Source organism: Xanthomonas hortorum, from assembly GCF_024339125.1.
In the GTDB taxonomy this organism is placed as follows: Bacteria; Pseudomonadota; Gammaproteobacteria; order Xanthomonadales; family Xanthomonadaceae; genus Xanthomonas; species Xanthomonas hortorum.
Map to the genome: position 1 here is coordinate 3053481 of NZ_CP101417.1, position 16458 is coordinate 3069938.

At 65.1% G+C, this 16458-nt stretch carries 14 protein-coding genes; 13 read left to right on the forward strand and 1 reads right to left on the reverse strand.

Annotated elements, in window-relative coordinates:
* Nucleotides 1-3: 3 nt before the first annotated feature.
* The 5 genes from NMB96_RS13080 to NMB96_RS13100 all read left to right on the forward strand — a co-directional run bounded on the left by NMB96_RS13080 (nucleotide 4) and on the right by NMB96_RS13100 (nucleotide 6010).
* Nucleotides 4-1185 carry an acyl-CoA dehydrogenase family protein gene (locus NMB96_RS13080; protein WP_023903234.1) on the forward strand — a complete coding sequence of 394 codons (1182 nt, stop codon included), beginning with the start codon at nucleotides 4-6 and terminating at the stop codon, nucleotides 1183-1185.
* Nucleotides 1182-1979 (forward strand): enoyl-CoA hydratase, encoded by a 798-nt coding sequence (locus NMB96_RS13085; protein ID WP_255084999.1) that lies wholly within the window; start codon nucleotides 1182-1184, stop codon nucleotides 1977-1979. Before NMB96_RS13080 ends, NMB96_RS13085 begins: the two co-directional genes overlap by 4 nt.
* A complete protein-coding gene (locus NMB96_RS13090) occupies nucleotides 1964-3166 on the forward strand; it encodes an enoyl-CoA hydratase/isomerase family protein (protein ID WP_255085000.1) in 1203 nt (400 codons plus the stop codon). The genes NMB96_RS13085 and NMB96_RS13090 overlap by 16 nt, the downstream gene beginning before the upstream one ends.
* A 156-nt stretch (nucleotides 3167-3322) precedes the next feature.
* Nucleotides 3323-4225 carry a 3-hydroxyisobutyrate dehydrogenase gene (gene mmsB, locus NMB96_RS13095; RefSeq protein ID WP_255086969.1) on the forward strand — a complete coding sequence of 301 codons (903 nt, stop codon included), beginning with the start codon at nucleotides 3323-3325 and terminating at the stop codon, nucleotides 4223-4225.
* 816 nt (nucleotides 4226-5041) lie between these two features.
* On the forward strand, nucleotides 5042-6010 hold the full coding sequence (locus NMB96_RS13100; RefSeq protein ID WP_255085001.1) for a cation diffusion facilitator family transporter: 969 nt from the start codon (nucleotides 5042-5044) through the stop codon (nucleotides 6008-6010).
* Nucleotides 6011-6082: 72 nt separating this feature from the next.
* Here the strand turns inward: NMB96_RS13100 and NMB96_RS13105 are convergent, their stop codons facing one another.
* On the reverse strand, nucleotides 6083-8164 hold the full coding sequence (locus NMB96_RS13105; RefSeq protein WP_255085002.1) for a 3-hydroxyacyl-CoA dehydrogenase NAD-binding domain-containing protein: 2082 nt from the start codon (nucleotides 8162-8164) through the stop codon (nucleotides 6083-6085).
* A gap of 235 nt (nucleotides 8165-8399) precedes the next feature.
* Here NMB96_RS13105 and rpoE point away from each other — a divergent pair, with 235 nt between their 5' ends.
* The 8 genes from rpoE to era all read left to right on the forward strand — a co-directional run bounded on the left by rpoE (nucleotide 8400) and on the right by era (nucleotide 16454).
* Nucleotides 8400-9020, forward strand: coding sequence for an RNA polymerase sigma factor RpoE (gene rpoE / locus NMB96_RS13110; RefSeq protein ID WP_255086971.1), 621 nt, complete (start codon nucleotides 8400-8402; stop codon nucleotides 9018-9020).
* Nucleotides 9017-9898 carry a sigma-E factor negative regulatory protein gene (locus tag NMB96_RS13115; protein WP_255085003.1) on the forward strand — a complete coding sequence of 294 codons (882 nt, stop codon included), beginning with the start codon at nucleotides 9017-9019 and terminating at the stop codon, nucleotides 9896-9898. Before rpoE ends, NMB96_RS13115 begins: the two co-directional genes overlap by 4 nt.
* Nucleotides 9899-10007: 109 nt before the next feature.
* Nucleotides 10008-11594, forward strand: a complete 1587-nt coding sequence (locus NMB96_RS13120; RefSeq protein ID WP_255085004.1) for a DegQ family serine endoprotease — start codon at nucleotides 10008-10010, stop codon at nucleotides 11592-11594.
* A gap of 190 nt (nucleotides 11595-11784) precedes the next feature.
* Nucleotides 11785-13575 carry a translation elongation factor 4 gene (gene lepA / locus NMB96_RS13125; RefSeq protein WP_006449892.1) on the forward strand — a complete coding sequence of 597 codons (1791 nt, stop codon included), beginning with the start codon at nucleotides 11785-11787 and terminating at the stop codon, nucleotides 13573-13575.
* Nucleotides 13576-13679: 104 nt separating this feature from the next.
* Nucleotides 13680-14480 (forward strand): signal peptidase I, encoded by an 801-nt coding sequence (gene lepB, locus NMB96_RS13130; protein WP_255085005.1) that lies wholly within the window; start codon nucleotides 13680-13682, stop codon nucleotides 14478-14480.
* Entirely contained in the window at nucleotides 14481-14888 is a 408-nt protein-coding gene (locus NMB96_RS13135) for a DUF4845 domain-containing protein (RefSeq protein ID WP_026064646.1), read from the forward strand.
* Nucleotides 14878-15558: a ribonuclease III gene (rnc, locus tag NMB96_RS13140; RefSeq protein ID WP_023903249.1), complete on the forward strand. Its 681-nt coding sequence runs from the start codon at nucleotides 14878-14880 to the stop codon at nucleotides 15556-15558. Before NMB96_RS13135 ends, rnc begins: the two co-directional genes overlap by 11 nt.
* Nucleotides 15555-16454, forward strand: a complete 900-nt coding sequence (era, locus tag NMB96_RS13145) for a GTPase Era (protein ID WP_023903250.1) — start codon at nucleotides 15555-15557, stop codon at nucleotides 16452-16454. Before rnc ends, era begins: the two co-directional genes overlap by 4 nt.
* The last annotated feature ends 4 nt before the right edge of the window (nucleotides 16455-16458 follow it).

Genomic DNA, 16458 nt, shown 5'->3' on the forward strand with positions numbered 1-16458 from the left:
GCCATGAATGCAGCCATCCAGCTACACCCCAACGCGGCCGATTTGAACGACGAGCAGGAGGCCTTCCGCGCCGCCGCGCGCGACTTCGCCGACAAGGAACTCGCCCCACATGCCGCGCAATGGGACGCAGAAAGTCACTTCCCGCGCGAGGCGATCGCCAAGGCCGCCGAGCTCGGTTTCTGCGGCCTGTACACCGACGAAGGCGTGGGCGGCCTGGGCATGCGCCGGCTCGATGCAGCAGTGGTGTTCGAAGAGCTCGCCACGGTCGATCCGTCCACCTCGGCCTTCATCAGCATCCACAACATGGCCACCTGGCTGATTGCCAGCTATGGCAATGACACGGTGCGCGCGCAGTGGGGCGAGGCGATGACCAGCGGTGCCAAGCTGGGCTCGTATTGCCTGACCGAGCCAGGTGCCGGCTCGGACGCGGCATCGTTGAAAACCCGCGCCCAGCGCGATGGCGACGCGTATGTGCTCAACGGCAGCAAGGCCTTCATTTCCGGCGCCGGCGCCACCGATGTGCTGGTGGTGATGGCCCGCACCGGCGACGATGGCGCACGCGGCATCAGCGCCTTCGTGGTGCCGGCCGACGCGCCCGGCATCAGCTACGGCCGCAAGGAAGAAAAGATGGGCTGGAACAGCCAGCCCACGCGCGGGGTGACCTTTACCGATGTACGCATCCCGGCCGGCAATCTGCTCGGCAAGGAAGGCGAGGGCTTCAAGATGGCGATGAAGGCGCTGGATGGCGGCCGCATCAACATCGCGGCGTGTTCGCTGGGGGCGGCGCAGGGCGCACTGGATGCGGCGCGGCGTTACATGGGCGAGCGCCGCCAGTTCGGCAAAAAGTTGGCCGATTTCCAGGCGCTGCAATTCAAGCTGGCCGATATGGCCACCCAACTGGTGGCCGCGCGGCAGATGGTGCACACCGCCGCACGCAAGCTCGATGCCGGCAGCCACGATGCCACCGTGTGGTGCGCCATGGCCAAGCGCTTCGCCACCGACGCCGGCTTTGCGATCTGCGACGACGCACTGCAGATCCACGGCGGTTACGGCTATATCCGCGAGTACCCGATCGAACGCCTGCTGCGCGACAGCCGCGTGCATCGCATCCTTGAGGGCACCAACGAAGTGATGCGCATGATCATTGCGCGGCACCTGCTCAACGGCGAGGAGGAACTGCGATGAGCGATTGGGAAGGGCGCGCGCATACCGGCCTGCAGGTCGAGCGCGATGGGCATGTCGCCATCGTCACGTTGAGCAACCCGCCGGCCAATACCTGGACCGTGCAGAGTCTGGCCGCCTTGCGCGACCTGGTGCATGCATTGGATGCCGACCGCAGCGTGTATGCGCTGGTGATCACCGGCGAGGGCGAAAAGTTCTTCAGCGCCGGGGCCGACCTCAAGCAATTTGCCGATGGCGACAAGGCCGCTGCACGCGAGGCCGCGCGTCGCTTCGGCGAAGCGTTCGAGGCCTTGAGCGCCTTCCGTGGCATGTCGATTGCCGCCATCAACGGCTATGCCATGGGCGGTGGTCTGGAGTGCGCGCTGGCCTGCGACCTGCGCATTGCCGAGCAGCAGGCGCATCTGGCGCTGCCGGAAGCCAGCGTCGGTTTGCTGCCGTGCGCGGGTGGCACCCAGAACCTGCCGCGCCTGGTCGGCGAGGGCTGGGCCAAGCGCATGATCCTGCTGGGCGAGCGTATCGATGCCGCCACCGCGCACCGGATCGACCTGGTGGAAGAGGTGGTGGGCAAGGGCGAGTCGCGCGCGCTGGCAGTTGCATGGGCGCAGCGTGCCGGCAAGCAGAGCCCGGTGAGCGTGGCGGCCTGCAAACGCCTGGTGCAATCCACCCGCCATGGCACGCACGCTGCGGCCTTGGTTGCCGAGCGCGAAGCCTTTGTCGATCTGTTCGAGCAAGCCGATCAGGCCGAGGGCGTCGCGGCATTCCTCGAGAAGCGCGCGCCGCAGTGGAGCAACGGCTGATGGTGGATGTCAACGCAACTGAAGAGGCACCGGTGCTGTTCGAGCAACGCGATTGCGCGGACGGGCATCGCATCGGCATCGCCACCTTGAATTCGCCCAAGACGCTCAACGGCCTGTCGTTGCAGATGACGCGCCTGCTGGATGCGCAGCTGCGCGTCTGGGCCGACGATGCGCAGATCGCCTGCGTGGTGTTGCGTGGTGCCGGCGAGAAAGCGTTCTGCGCGGGCGGTGATCTGCATGGTCTGTACCAGAGCATGCGCGCGCATCGCGAGGCGGTGCCGGATGCGCAGGAACGCGTCGCGCAACCGCAAGGCAATGGATATGCTGCAGCGTTCTTCGAAGAAGAATATCGGCTCGACCATCGCATCCATACCTATCCCAAGCCGCTGCTGTGTTGGGGCCACGGTATTGTCATGGGTGGCGGCATCGGCCTGATGTCCGGCGCCAGCCATCGCGTGGTCACCGAGCGCTCGCGTCTGGCGATGCCCGAGATCAGCGTCGGCTTGTTTCCCGATGTCGGTGGCAGCTGGTTGTTGCGCCGCGTGCTGCACGGCGCCGGATTGTTTCTGGCATTGACGGGCGCTCCGTTGGATGCGAGCGACGCTATCTACGCGGGTCTGGCGGATGTGCGTCTGGAGCACGCGCAATATGCCGCCGTGCTGGATGCTTTGAGCGCGCACGCCTGGACGGACAATGTGCAGGACGACCGCGGCCAACTCAGCGCGTTTTTGCACGGCATTGCGCAAGCTCTGGAGCCCGGCCCCTTGCAAGTGCATGCGGCCTTGATCGAGCAACTGGTGGCGGGCGACACGCTGGAAGAGGTGGTCGCTGCGATCCTGGCACTGCAAAGCGAAGACGCCTGGTTGCAAGCCGCACGCGCAACGCTCGCAGCTGGCGCGCCCAGTTCCGCGCGACTGGCCTGGGAGCTGCAACGTCATCCGGCCACAAGCACCCTGGCCGATACCTTCCGCACCGAATACGTGGCGGCGCTGCACGTCGCCGCACATGGCGACTTTGCCGAAGGCATCCGCGCGCTGCTGATCGACAAGGACCGCCAGCCGCAATGGCAACCGGCCTCGCTGGAAGAAGCGGATACGCAGTGGGCTGCTGCATTCTTTCAATCGCCCTGGCCCGCCGCAGAGCACCCGCTTGCCGATCTTGCTGCACGTGAAGTCGGTGAATGCTGAGTGGCTGGCAAATGCGGTTGATGGCTAGCGCAACGCGCACGCGGCGGGGGAATCGCAACATTCGCATTGGCACCGGCAAGCCCGAAGTTTGCGATGGCCGCCTTGCGAGCCAGCCGCCAATCCATGACCGCACTAACTATTGATGATCGTTCTAACCTGGAAACCGACACCATGAGCAAGATCGCTTTTATCGGCCTGGGCAATATGGGCGGGCCGATGGCTGCCAACCTGATCAAGGCCGGGCACCAGCTACGCGTCTTCGATCTGGTGCCTGCCGCGCGGGACGCTGCCGCCGCCGCCGGCGCGCACGCCGCCAGCTCGGCGCACGACACCTTGGCCGATGCGGAGATCGTGATCTCGATGCTGCCGGCCAGCCGCCATGTCGAAGGCCTGTACTTCGGCGAGGCCGGCATTCTGGCGCAGATTCCCGCAGGTGCCTTGGTGATCGACTGCAGCACCATCGCGCCGGTCACCGCGCGCAAGGTCGCCGCCGCGGCGCAGGCGCGTGGCTTGGCAATGCTGGACGCGCCGGTTTCTGGCGGTACCGCGGGCGCGGCGGCCGGCACGCTGACCTTCATCGTCGGCGGTGCAGCCGAGACGCTTGAGCGCGCCCGCCCAGTGCTGCAGGCAATGGGCAAGAACATCTTCCACGTCGGCGACAACGGTGCCGGCCAGGTCGCCAAACTGTGCAACAACATGGCGCTGGGCGTGATCATGGCGGCCACCGGCGAGGCGCTGGCGCTGGGCGTCGCGCAAGGGCTGGACCCGGCGGTGCTGTCGCAGATGATGGCGGTCAGCACCGGGCGCAGCTGGGCCACCGAAGTCTGCAATCCCTGGCCGGGCGTGCTGCCCAACGCACCGGCTTCGCGCGGCTACAGCGGCGGCTTCGGCAACGATCTGATGCTCAAGGATCTGGGGCTGGTCGCCGAATCCGCAGTGCAGGCGGGCGTGTCGATTCCGCTCGGCGAGCTGGCACGCAATCTGTACGCGATGAACAGCCAGGCCGGTAACGGTGCGCTGGATTTTTCCAGCGTGATCAAGCTGGTGGCCAAGGTTTGAGAGTGGCTAATAGAGCTACTACGCCCACCACCAGGTGGGCGTCGCCGGCGTTGTAACTCGTATCCGTCTTGATGTAACTCGCATCCGTTTTGATAGGTGATCGAACGGGTATGCGTCGGGTGCAGAGCGGATGATTTGCGGCTTGGCTGCGAGGCCCTTGTCCGGCCACCATCGCGGGACACGCCGTAAGGCAGAGCGGCTGATCTGTGGCTTGTCTGCGGGGCCCTTGCCTGCCCAGCGTCGCGGGACACGCCGCAAGGCAGAGCGGCTGATCTGTGGCTTGTCTGCGAGGCCCTTGCCCGCCCAGCGTCGCGGGACACGCCGCAAGGCAGAGCGGCTGATCTGTGGCTTTTCTGCAGGGCCCTTGCCCGCTCACCGTCGCGGGACACGCCGCAAGTACGTCCATGTAGGCTCTTACGCGGCATCCATGCCGCGTAAGGTCCCGCGACGGTGAGCGGGCAAGGACCAGTCGAGAGTGTCGGTGTGCATGGTTGCAAGCAGGGCAAGCAGGGCAAGTAGTGCATGCAGTGCGGCCGTCCGATGATGTGCGGTCTGATCGGCTCCTCTCGATCCGAGCAATGTCACTGCCACTACCGACATCACTCCACTCGTCAACGAAGGCAGTGTGGCCAGCACGTTGCCGCCATTGCTGCGGCGTTCGAGAGCTTTTGTTAGCCGCTCCAAGTTGCCACCCGGCCTGTGGGCAATAAGGCACATCACTGCGCCCGCGTGATGTGATGTCATCACGCGCAGGTGTAATAGTCTCCGCCATCGCGTGCGCCTAAGGTGCGCGCATCGCACGAGGCCACCGCATCCATGGGACACGACCACAACCACGCACCTAGCGAGATCCGCCACGAGAAACCGTTGTGGTGGGCGCTCGCGCTGACCGCCACCTTCCTGTTGGCGGAGGTCATCGGCGCGTTCATCACCAACAGCCTGGCGCTGCTGTCCGACGCCGCGCATATGGCCACCGACACCGTCGGCCTGATGATCGCGCTGGTCGCGGTGCGGCTGAGCCGTCGCCCTGCCGATGCGCGTCGCACCTATGGCTATGTGCGCCTGGAGGCGCTCGGCGCGCTGGCCAATGGCGCGCTGTTGTTCGCAGTCGGCGCTTACATCCTGTGGGAAGCGGCGCAACGCTTTCGCGCGCCGCAGGATATTTCCTCCAGCGGCATGCTGTGGATCGCCGGCTTCGGCCTGGTGATCAACTTGATCGCGATGAAGCTGCTGCACGCCGGCAGCGGCGAGAGTCTCAACGTCAAGGGTGCCTATCTGGAAGTCTGGAGCGACATGCTTGGCTCGGTGGCGGTGATCATCGGCGCGCTGCTGATCCGCTGGACCGGCTGGCAGTGGATCGACCCGGTGCTGGCCGTGCTGATCGGCCTGTGGGTGCTGCCGCGCACCTGGGTGCTGTTGCGCGAAGCGATCAACGTATTGCTCGAAGGCGTGCCCAAAGGCATCGACCTGCCTCAGGTGCAGCAAGCGCTGAGCAGTTATCCCGGCGTCGAAGACGTCCACGACCTGCACGTCTGGGCACTGGCCTCCAGCACACCCGCACTCACCGCACACGTGGTGGTCGGCGAAACCACCGACCGCGACCGCCTGCGCGACGCGCTCGGCCAACTCCTGCACGAGCGCTTCGAGATCACCCACGTCACCCTGCAGGTGGAAAGCGGCGACTGCGGCACCGAGCCGTGCGGGACGCCAAGCGTGTCGAAAGGCGCTGCAGAAGACAGCCATCAAGGCCACTCGCACCTGCATGGCGCGCGCCATCATCACTGATGGGTAGTGTGGTGCTCCAAACAAAAAAGGCCGCCAATGGTGGCCTTTTTTGTTATCGGATTTGAGACAAAATCACACCACCGCCTCACGCAACAACGGCGAATCCCAACCTGGGCGCGGCGCGAAACGATCGCCGTAACGCGCATGCAGTGCCTGCAACCGTTCCAGCAGCGCGTCGGCGCCGACACTGCGGATGTGCTGGATCGGGCCGCCACGGAACGGGGCAAAGCCGGTGCCGAAGATGACGCCGGCATCGAGCAGATCCGCATCGGCTACCACGCCGTCGTGCAGGCAGGCGACCGCTTCGTTGAGCAGCGGCAGGATCAAGCGGCCCTCCAGATCCGCCGGCACCGCGTAGCCGCTGGCGACCTCGGGTTTGACCGCGCGCCCGTTCTCCCACTTGTACAAGCCCTGGCCGTCCTTCTTGCCGCGCTTGCCTGCTTCCACCGTGGCCAGCGCTGCGGGAATCGGCAGGTGCAGAAAGGGCGCGAGTTCCGCACCTACGCCTGCAGCAATGTCCAGCCCCACCGTATCGATCAGTTCGATCGGTCCCATCGGCATGCCGAACTTCACTGCGGTCTTGTCCAGTACCGGGCCCGGCACGCCTTCGGCATACGCGGTGGCCGCTTCGAGCAGATACGGGAACAGCACGCGATTGACCAGGAAACCGGGTGTGCCCGCCACCGGCACCGGGAACTTGTCCAGCGCCTTGCAGAACGCCGCCAGGCGCGCGACGTTGGCCGGATCCAGCCCGTCGTGCTGCACGATTTCCACCAGCGGCATCATCGATACCGGATTGAAGTAGTGCAGGCCGGCAAACTGCGCCGGGCGCTGGATATGCCCGCGGAGCTCGGTCAACGGAATCGACGAGGTATTGGTGGTCAGCAAGGCATCGGGCTTGAGCTGCGGCTCGATGGACTGATACAGCTCGCGCTTGGCCTGCGGGTTCTCGATGATCGCTTCGATCACCAGGTCCGCCTGCGCCACGCCCGCGCCGGCCAGGTCGCCACGCAGGCGCGCCGCCACCGCCGGCCGCTTGGCCTCGTCCTTGACGCGCTTGGCGAACAACTCGCCGCCGCGGCCCAGCGCCGTATCGATGAAGCGCTGCTCGCGATCCTGCAGCGTTACCTCAAAGCCCTTGTACGCCGCCCAGGCCGCGATATCGCCGCCCATCACGCCGGCACCGATCACATGCACATGGCGGATAGGGGCCAGCGCCGCAGCGCCAGCGTCCTTGCCGCCTAGCGCTTTCAGGCGCTCGGTGAGGAAGAAGATGCGGATCAGATTGCGCGCGGTCGGCGTGCTGGCGAGTTTCACCACCGCATTGCGCTCGGCGGCCAGGCGCGCCTGGATGCCACTGCCACCGGCGCGTTCCCACACGTTGATCAACGCATACGGCGCCGGGTAATGCTCCTTGCGCGCCTTGCGTGCGACCTGTTTGCGCATCTGTGGCGCCAGCAGCTTGCGCGCAATCAAGGTGTTGGTGGCCCACGCAGTGGCGCGTTGTTTGAACGGGCGCTTGCTGCCGGTGAGCGCCAGTGCGGCGGCGACATCCACCAGCACCGCAGGCGCGGCGACCTTGTCGACCAGGCCCATCGCGCGCGCGGCCTTGGCCGACACGGTGCGGCCGGTCAGCATCAGATCCATCGCCGCCGGCGCACCGATCAAGCGCGGCAAGCGGGCGCTGCCGCCCCAGCCGGGAAAGATGCCGAGCTTGGTTTCCGGCAGGCCGATACGCGTACTGCCATCGTCGGAGGCCACCCGATACCGGCACGCCAGCGCGATCTCGGTACCGCCGCCCATGCAGAAGCCATGAATCGCCGCGACCGTGGGGCAGGGCAGTTCGGCCAGCTTCTGAAACACGCTCTGCCCGCGCTGGATCGCGTCGTTGACGGTGCCTTTGCGGTCGAATTCCTGAAATTCCTTGAGGTCGGCGCCGGCGATAAAGCCGTTGGCCTTGCCCGAGCGCAGCACCACGCCCTTGGGCGGCTCCAGTGCCAGTCGTTCGATCAGCGCGCCCAGTTCGAGCAGCACCTCCTGCGAAAACGCGTTGACCGGTGCACCTTGGCGATCAAGGCTGAGCACGACCACGCCGTCCTCGCGCAGGTCGGCCTGCCAATGGCTGAATCGGAGCCCGTCGAAACCTGGAAGCATGCGTCTGGCCGTCCGGAGATATAAGGAAAGATCGTTATCATCCAGAGGTTGTTTCCTTCACGTCAAATACCCATACCTGTCGACAGGGCCGCGTGCGCTTGGTGCGAGGCGTCGCCAGCGGCGCATCGGTGCCGCTACCCTGATGCGTGACGATCGTACGGATCGGTATGAACTTTTCTTTTCAATGGCGGTCTCATTGCCCGACTTCGGTGGGCTGACAGGAGTGCGGCCCGACATGGCCGGAGTCGATACACCTCAGGAGTTGGACCTGGAATTGGTCCGGCGTGTGCAGCGCGGAGAGAGCGCAGCGTTCGATGTGCTGGTGCGCAAATACCAGCACCGCATCGTTGCGTTGATCGGGCGCTACATCGCCGATTGGAGCGAATGTCAGGACGTGGCCCAGGATACGTTTGTGCGCGCCTACCGCGCGATCAACAGTTTCCGCGGCGATTCGCAGTTCTATACATGGTTGCACCGAATTGCCGTGAACACTGCCAAGAACCATCTGGTTGCGCACAACCGCCGTCCGCCCACCGACGACATCGAGATCAGCGATGCCGAGCAGTTCGATGGGGCGACCCGCTTGCGCGACACCGATACCCCGGAGCGCGAATTGATGCGACAGGAGTTGGAACAAACGGTGATGCGTGCGGTCCAAGCCTTGCCGGAAGAACTCCGGTCGGCCATCACCCTGCGCGAGGTGGATGGGCTGAGCTACGACGAAATCGCGCGAAAAATGGATTGCCCGATCGGAACGGTGCGCTCGCGCATCTTCCGGGCGCGCGAGGCCATCGACATCGAGCTGCGGCCTCTGCTGGAGACCGAAAGCGCTACCCGTGAGCGACACCGCGTATGAGCCATACCCCTGTGATGTCCACCACCGACAAGTTCGAGCTTCACTATCGCCAGCAGTTGTCTGCGCTGGTGGATGGCGAATTGAACGCCGACGAGTCGCGCTTCTTGTTGCGCCGTCTGGCGCACGACGACGAGCTGGCCGGTTGCCACGAACGTTGGCAGCTGTGCGGCGATGTGCTGCGCGGCGCAGCCAGTGCGCCTGCACCGCTGGACTTCGCAGCGCGTGTGCGCACGGCTATTGCCGAGGAGCCCGCTCCACAGGCGCAACCCTCTACGCGCCCGGCGACGCGCTGGCGCTGGGGTGGTGGCGCGGCGATTGCGGCATCGGTCGCGGCGATCGCCTTGTTCATGGCGCGCGAGCGTTTGCCCGAGACGGCGCGGCCTGCCGCCCAGGTGCCGGTGTTCGCCTCGGCCGCGCAGATGCCCGCCGCAGTGCAGCCGCCGGCAGCGCCGAAAGCGCCGGCGACACCGGATCCGGCCACACCCGACGAGGGTGTCGCGCTCGCTGCAGCGGTGCCTGCCGCTGCGCTGGCTTCCACCCGTCGCGGTGCGGCCACGCGCAATCAGCAGGCGGCCCGCAGTGTCGCTGCCCGCCAGCAGCAGGCGCCGACCCGCATGGTGGCCGCTGCCACGCCGGCACCGGTTGCTCCAGCAGTGCGTCCGGCCACGCCGTCGAACCCGTTCACGCATTCCGAGATGACCTTGCAGGCGCGGCCCTGGCCACGCGCGGCCTTGTCCGGCGCTGGCGACAGTCCGCTCAATGCCAGCTTCAGTCAAAGCCGCCCGGGCCCGGCGTTCTATCCGTTCGAGCCTGCGCCGCAAGCGATTGCCAGCCCGGCAGCGAGCCGGCCGCTGCCGGTGCAGCCGCCGCAAGACTGATCCCGCCGCCGACCTTCATCGGTTTGGCGTCCTCCCTTCCGTTATCGTGCCGGACCCCTGCAAAGGCAGGGGCTTTGGCCCCTGTCGCCCTGCCATCGGAGGCAACCTGATGAACCATCGCATCCGCACCCAGATGTTCGGCCTGATCGCCATGACCCTGCCGCTGGCCGCTTGCGCGCAGCAGCCTGCGCCCGCCGCCAAGGACGCCGCACCGATTGCCGCCAACCGCAGCGCCACGCCGGCGCCGCAGCTGGTGGCGGGCCTGCCGGACTTCACCAATCTGGTCGAACAGGTCGGCCCGGGCGTGGTCAATATCGAAACCACCATCACCCGCAAGGACGCCATGGCGCGCCAGCGGCGCGGTGGGCCGGGTGGGCAGGACGGCGGCGCGATGCCGGGCGATGAGCAGATGCCGGAGTTCTTCCGCCGCTTCTTCGGGCCGGATTTCCAGATGCCGGGCGGGCCGCGCCAGGGGCCGGGTGGCCCAGGGCAGGGCGATGACGATGGCGGCATTGCCGGCAAGTCGATGGGCTCGGGCTTCATCATTTCGGCCGACGGCTATGTGCTGACCAACCATCACGTGGTCGATGGCGCCAGCGAAGTGACCGTCAAGCTGACCGACCGGCGCGAGTTCAAGGCCAAGGTGGTCGGCAGCGACGAGCAGTTCGATGTGGCGCTGCTCAAGATCGAGGCCAAGGGCCTGCCAACGGTGCGCCTGGGCGATTCCAATTCGCTTAAGCCGGGCCAGTGGGTGGTGGCGATCGGCTCGCCGTTCGGGCTGGATCACTCGGTCACCGCCGGTATCGTCAGTGCCATCGGCCGCAGCAACCCGTATGCGGATCAGCGCTACGTGCCCTTCATCCAGACCGACGTGGCGATCAATCAGGGCAACTCCGGTGGCCCGCTGCTCAACACGCGTGGCGAAGTGGTCGGCATCAACTCGCAGATCTTCTCCGCCTCGGGCGGCTACATGGGGATCAGTTTTGCGATCCCGATCGATCTGGCTTTCAGTGCCGCCGAACAGATCAAGGCCACCGGCCATGTGAGTCGCGGCATGCTGGGTGTGGCGGTCGGCCCGATCGATTCGCTCAAGGCGCAGGGCCTTAGCCTGCCGGACACGCGCGGCGCGCTGGTCAACGACATTCCCGCCGGCAGCCCGGCCGCCAAGGCCGGGATCGAAGTGGGCGATGTGATCACCGCCGTCAACGGCAAGCCGATCGATGTCTTCAGCGATCTGCCGCCGATGATCGGCCTGATGGCGCCGGGCACCAAGGTCAACCTGGACGTGTTGCGCGATGGCAAGCCGCGCAAGGTAGCTGTCACCCTGGCGACGCTGGACAACCCGGCCGGCAACGCCGCACCGCGCACCGCTGCCGACGACAGCAAGCCCAGCGCACCGGCCAGTGTGGAACTGCTCGGGCTGCAGCTCGCCGATCTGACCGCCGCCGAGCGCAGTCGCCTGGGCCTGGAAGCGGGCGAGGGCGTGCGCATCGCCTCGGTCACTGGCGCGGCAGCGCGCAGCACCCAGCCGCCGCTGTCGCCGGGCTTGATCATCGCGCGTGTCGGTCGCACCAAGGTCGGCAGCGTCGCCGACATCAACCGCGCGCTGGCCAGTGTCAAGAAGGGCGATGTGGTCATGTTGCTGGTCACTGACGGCAAGGCGACCAGCTATGTCGCTTTGAAGGCTGGCGGCTGAGGGCGGCCGGGATTCGGGATTGGTGATTCGGGATTGACAAGAGCAGGCTCCCGCTCGCGGGTGCTTGCTCTTGCTCTGCCTTTTCGAATCCCCAATCCCTACTCCCTAATCCCTGCCCCAAAGCGTGCGATAATGCTGCGTTACCCTGACGACGGCACCGCCGGCGCCCACCTCAATGTCCTCAGATTCAATGCGGAATATCCGCAACTTCTCCATCATCGCCCACGTCGACCACGGGAAATCCACCCTGGCCGACCGGATCATCCAGCTGTGCGGCGGCCTTCAGGCGCGCGAGATGGAAGCCCAGGTGCTCGACTCCAATCCGATCGAGCGCGAGCGTGGCATCACGATCAAGGCGCAGTCGGTGTCCTTGCCCTACACGGCCAAGGACGGGCAGGTCTACCAACTGAACTTCATCGACACCCCCGGGCATGTGGACTTCTCCTATGAAGTCAGCCGCTCGCTGGCCGCGTGCGAAGGTGCGTTGCTGGTGGTGGATGCGGCCCAGGGCGTGGAAGCGCAATCGGTCGCCAATTGCTATACCGCGGTCGAGCAGGGCCTGGAAGTGGTGCCGGTGCTCAACAAGATCGACCTGCCCACCGCCGACATCGAGCGCGCCAAGGCCGAGATCGAAGCGGTGATCGGCATCGATGCCGAAGACGCGGTGGCGGTCAGTGCCAAGACCGGCTTCAACGTCGATCTGGTGCTGGAAGCGATCGTGCAGCGCATTCCGCCGCCCAAGCCGCGCGATACCGACAAGCTGCAGGCGCTGATCATCGACTCCTGGTTCGACAACTACCTGGGCGTGGTCTCGCTGGTGCGCGTGATGCAGGGCGAGATCAAGCCGGGCAGCAAGATCCTGGTGATGTCCACCGGCCGCACCCATCTGGTCGACAAGGTCGGCGTGTTCACCCCCAAGCGCAAGGAATTGCCCGCGTTGGGCGCCGGCGAAGTGGGCTGGATCAACGCCTCGATCAAGGATGTGCACGGCGCACCGGTCGGCGATACCTTGACCCTGGCGGCCGACCCGGCACCGCATGCGCTGCCCGGTTTCCAGGAAATGCAGCCGCGCGTGTTCGCCGGCCTGTTCCCTGTCGATGCCGAGGATTATCCGGACCTGCGCGAAGCGCTGGACAAGTTGCGTCTGAACGATGCGGCGCTGCGTTTCGAGCCGGAAAGTTCCGAGGCGATGGGCTTCGGCTTCCGCTGCGGTTTCCTGGGCATGCTGCACATGGAAATCGTGCAGGAGCGGCTGGAGCGCGAGTACAACCTCAATCTGATCTCGACCGCGCCGACCGTGGTCTATGAAGTGCTCAAGACCGACGGCAGCGTGATCCCGATGGACAATCCGTCCAAGCTGCCGCCGTTGAACCATGTGGAGGAGATCCGCGAGCCGATCATCCGCGCCAACATCCTCACCCCGCCCGATTACGTCGGCAACATCATCACCTTGTGCGAAGAAAAGCGCGGCAGCCAGATCGGTATCAATTATCTGGGCAGCCAGGTGCAGATCAGCTACGAGTTGCCGATGGCCGAAGTGGTGCTGGATTTCTTCGACAAGCTCAAGTCGGTCTCGCGCGGTTACGCCTCGCTGGATTATCACTTCCTGCGTTTCGATGCCGGCCCGTTCGTACGTGTGGACACGCTGATCAACGGCGACAAGGTCGACGCGCTGAGCATCATCGTGCACCGCAGCTACGCCGATCGGCGCGGCCGCGAACTGTGCGAGAAGATGAAGGAATTGATCCCGCGGCAGATGTTCGACGTGGCAATTCAAGCCGCCGTCGGCGCGCAGATCATCTCGCGCTCCACGGTCAAGGCGATGCGCAAGAACGTGTTGGCCAAGTGCTATGGTGGCGACGTTTCGCGCAAGAAAAAGCTGCTGGAAAAGCAGAAAGAAGGCAAGAAGCGCATGAAGCAGGTCGGCCGCGTGGAGATTCCGCAGGAGGCCTTCCTGGCTGTGCTGCAGATGGATAAGTAGCAGGGATTTGGGATGCGTGATTCGGGATTGGCAACGACGCGCCAGCCCTGAGCTTTTGCGAATCCCCAATCTCCAATCCCGAATCCTGTTCCGAAGGAACCCGAATGAAATGGTTTGAAATCGCCCTGGTCGTGCTGACGCTGGGCACCGGCTTCATCTGGCTGCTGGACACGTTGTTTCTGGCCAAGCGCCGCGCCGCACGTGCCGGGCTGCTGGACAGCGAGCCGGCGATCATCGATTACTCGCGCGCGTTCTTTCCGGTGTTGGCGGTGGTGCTGATCCTGCGCAGCTTCGTGGCCGAGCCGTACAAGATTCCGTCCAGTTCGATGATGCCCAATCTGCTGATCGGCGACTTCATCCTGGTCAACAAGTTCGCTTACGGCTTCCGTCTGCCAATCACCAATACCAAGTTCATCCCCACCGGCGAGCCCAAGCGCGGGGACGTGGTGGTATTCAAGCCGCCGCATGCGCCCGACCAGAACTGGATCAAGCGCGTTGTGGGTTTGCCCGGCGACAAGATCGGTTTCCACGGCGATACGCTGTACATCAACGACAAGCCGATGCGCTACACGGTCAAGGGCGAGTACATCGGCAAGGGCAAGGGCGCCGAGATGACCGGTACCACGTTGCTGGTCGAGGACCTGCCGGGCCGCACGCACACCGTGCTGGAATGGGTGGATCGCAACATGCCGGCCGGGCAGGGCGACTGGACCGTGCCGGCCGCCAGTTATTTCGTGATGGGGGATAATCGCGACAACAGCGAAGACAGCCGCTTCTGGACCCAGACGCACTTTCTGCCGGAAGCCAATCTGCGCGGCAAGGCGTTCCTGATCTGGCTCAATTGCGAAGGGTGGTTCTGCAAGGGGAGTTTCGATCCGTCGCGGATCGGGACCGGAATCCAGTAAATGCACGCACGGCGTGCCAGGGGAAGCACAATGAAGCGCAAGCAGAGCGGTATGACGTTGACGTCGTTCGTGGTGGTGCTGGCGGTGGTGGGGTTTGGCCTGTACTTGGGAATGAAGCTGTTTCCGATGTATCAGGAATATTATTCCGTGCGCACCGCGATGAAGGGTCTGGCCAAAGAGCCCGGCGCCGGTGAGATGGATCCGTCCAAGTTGCAGGATCTGTTCTTCCGTCGGCTGTACATCAATTATTCGGAAAACGTCAAAAAAGAAGACGTCAAGTTCGAGCGTATCGAAGGCGGCTGGCGCATGAAGGTCAACTACGAAGTGCGTCGCGAAATGATCGGCAATCTCGATGTGGTCGGCAAATTCGATACATCGCAGGACATGACTGGACGTGGTGGGCAATAGAACTTTCCAGCGTGGTGATCCGATCGGGCACGCGTTTGCCGATCCGGGTCTGCTCGCCCAGGCGCTGCGGCATCGCAGCGCCGGGACCCCGCATAACGAACGACTGGAATTCCTCGGCGACGGCATCGTCAATCTGCTGATCGCCGAGGCGCTGTATCAGCGCTGGCCCAAGGCCGACGAAGGCGCATTGACCCGTGCGCGCGCCGAACTCGTGCGCGAAGGCGCGCTGGCCGTCATCGGCCGCACGCTGAATCTGGGTGAGCGCTTGACGCTTGGTCCGGGCGAGCTGAAATCCGGTGGCCACCGGCGCGATTCGATCCTGGCCGATGCGGTCGAGGCGATCGTCGCGGCGATCTATCTGGACTGTGGCTTCGAGCGCTGCCGTGAGGTGGTGTTGCCCTGGTTCGAGCCTTCATTGGCTGCGCTGCCGGTGGGCAAGGCTGAAAAAGATCCCAAGACCCGGCTGCAGGAATGGCTGCAGGCGCGGCAACTCCCGCTGCCCAATTACGCGCTGATCAGTGAAAGCGGCGACGAACATGCCAAGCAGTTCCATGTCGCCTGCATTCTGGAACAGCCCGTCGCCCGCGCCGAAGGCCAGGGCACCTCGCGTCGCCTCGCCGAGCAACAGGCGGCCACCCTCGTCATCGCACAACTGGATTCAAACACGTGAGCGAAACCTCTTCCCCCCACCGTAGCGGCAGTGTCGCCGTGATCGGCCGTCCCAATGTCGGCAAGTCCACCCTGACCAATGCGCTGGTCGGTGCGAAGGTCAGCATCGTGTCCAACCGGCCGCAGACCACGCGGCATCGCTTGCTGGGCATCGCCACCTTCCCCGAGGGGCAGCTGGCGCTGGTGGATACGCCCGGATTGCATCGCGAGCAGAAGCGCGCCATGAACCGGGTGATGAATCGCGCCGCGCGCGGCTCGCTGGAAGGCGTGGATGCCGCAGTGCTGGTGATCGAGGCCGGCCGGTGGGACGAAGAAGACACGCTGGCCTTCAAGGTCCTCAGCGATTCCAAGGTGCCGGTGGTGCTGGTGGTCAACAAGGTCGACCGGCTCAAGGACAAGACCGCGCTGTTCCCGTTTCTGGCGCAGGTCAGTGAAGGTCGCACATTCGCTGCAGTGCATCCGGTGTCGGCGCTCAAGCGCAAGGGCCTGGAAGCGCTGGTCGGCGACCTGCTCAAGCTGGTGCCCGAGGCCGAGGCGATGTTCGGCGAGGACGAGATCACCGATCGCAGCCAGCGCTTTCTGGCTGGCGAACTGGTGCGCGAGCAGTTGATGCGCCAGCTGGGCGAAGAACTGCCTTATGCCACCACCGTGGAGATCGAGCGCTTCGCCGAAGATGGCGCATTGCTGCGTATTGGCGCAGTGATCTGGGTCGAGCGCGAAGGCCAGAAGGCGATCGTGATCGGCAAGGGCGGCACCCGCCTGAAGGAAATCGGCGGCAAGGCGCGCTTGCAAATGGAGCGGCTGTTCGGTGCCAAGGTCTTTCTGGAAACCTGGGTGCGCGTGCGCGAGGGCTGGTCGGACGACGAAGCGGCATTGAAGGCGTTCGGGTACGAGTAAGGCC

Excerpts from the sequence above, each read along its gene's own strand:
- NMB96_RS13080 (WP_023903234.1), top strand. The coding sequence starts at position 4 with ATGAATGCAGCCATCCAGCTACACCCCAACGCGGCCGATTTGAACGAC.
- NMB96_RS13085 (WP_255084999.1), top strand. The coding sequence starts at position 1,182 with ATGAGCGATTGGGAAGGGCGCGCGCATACCGGCCTGCAGGTCGAGCGC.
- NMB96_RS13100 (WP_255085001.1), top strand. The coding sequence starts at position 5,042 with ATGGGACACGACCACAACCACGCACCTAGCGAGATCCGCCACGAGAAA.
- NMB96_RS13105 (WP_255085002.1), bottom strand. The coding sequence starts at position 8,164 with ATGCTTCCAGGTTTCGACGGGCTCCGATTCAGCCATTGGCAGGCCGAC.
- rpoE (WP_255086971.1), top strand. The coding sequence starts at position 8,400 with ATGGCCGGAGTCGATACACCTCAGGAGTTGGACCTGGAATTGGTCCGG.
- NMB96_RS13115 (WP_255085003.1), top strand. The coding sequence starts at position 9,017 with ATGAGCCATACCCCTGTGATGTCCACCACCGACAAGTTCGAGCTTCAC.
- NMB96_RS13120 (WP_255085004.1), top strand. The coding sequence starts at position 10,008 with ATGAACCATCGCATCCGCACCCAGATGTTCGGCCTGATCGCCATGACC.
- lepA (WP_006449892.1), top strand. The coding sequence starts at position 11,785 with ATGCGGAATATCCGCAACTTCTCCATCATCGCCCACGTCGACCACGGG.
- lepB (WP_255085005.1), top strand. The coding sequence starts at position 13,680 with ATGAAATGGTTTGAAATCGCCCTGGTCGTGCTGACGCTGGGCACCGGC.
- NMB96_RS13135 (WP_026064646.1), top strand. The coding sequence starts at position 14,481 with ATGCACGCACGGCGTGCCAGGGGAAGCACAATGAAGCGCAAGCAGAGC.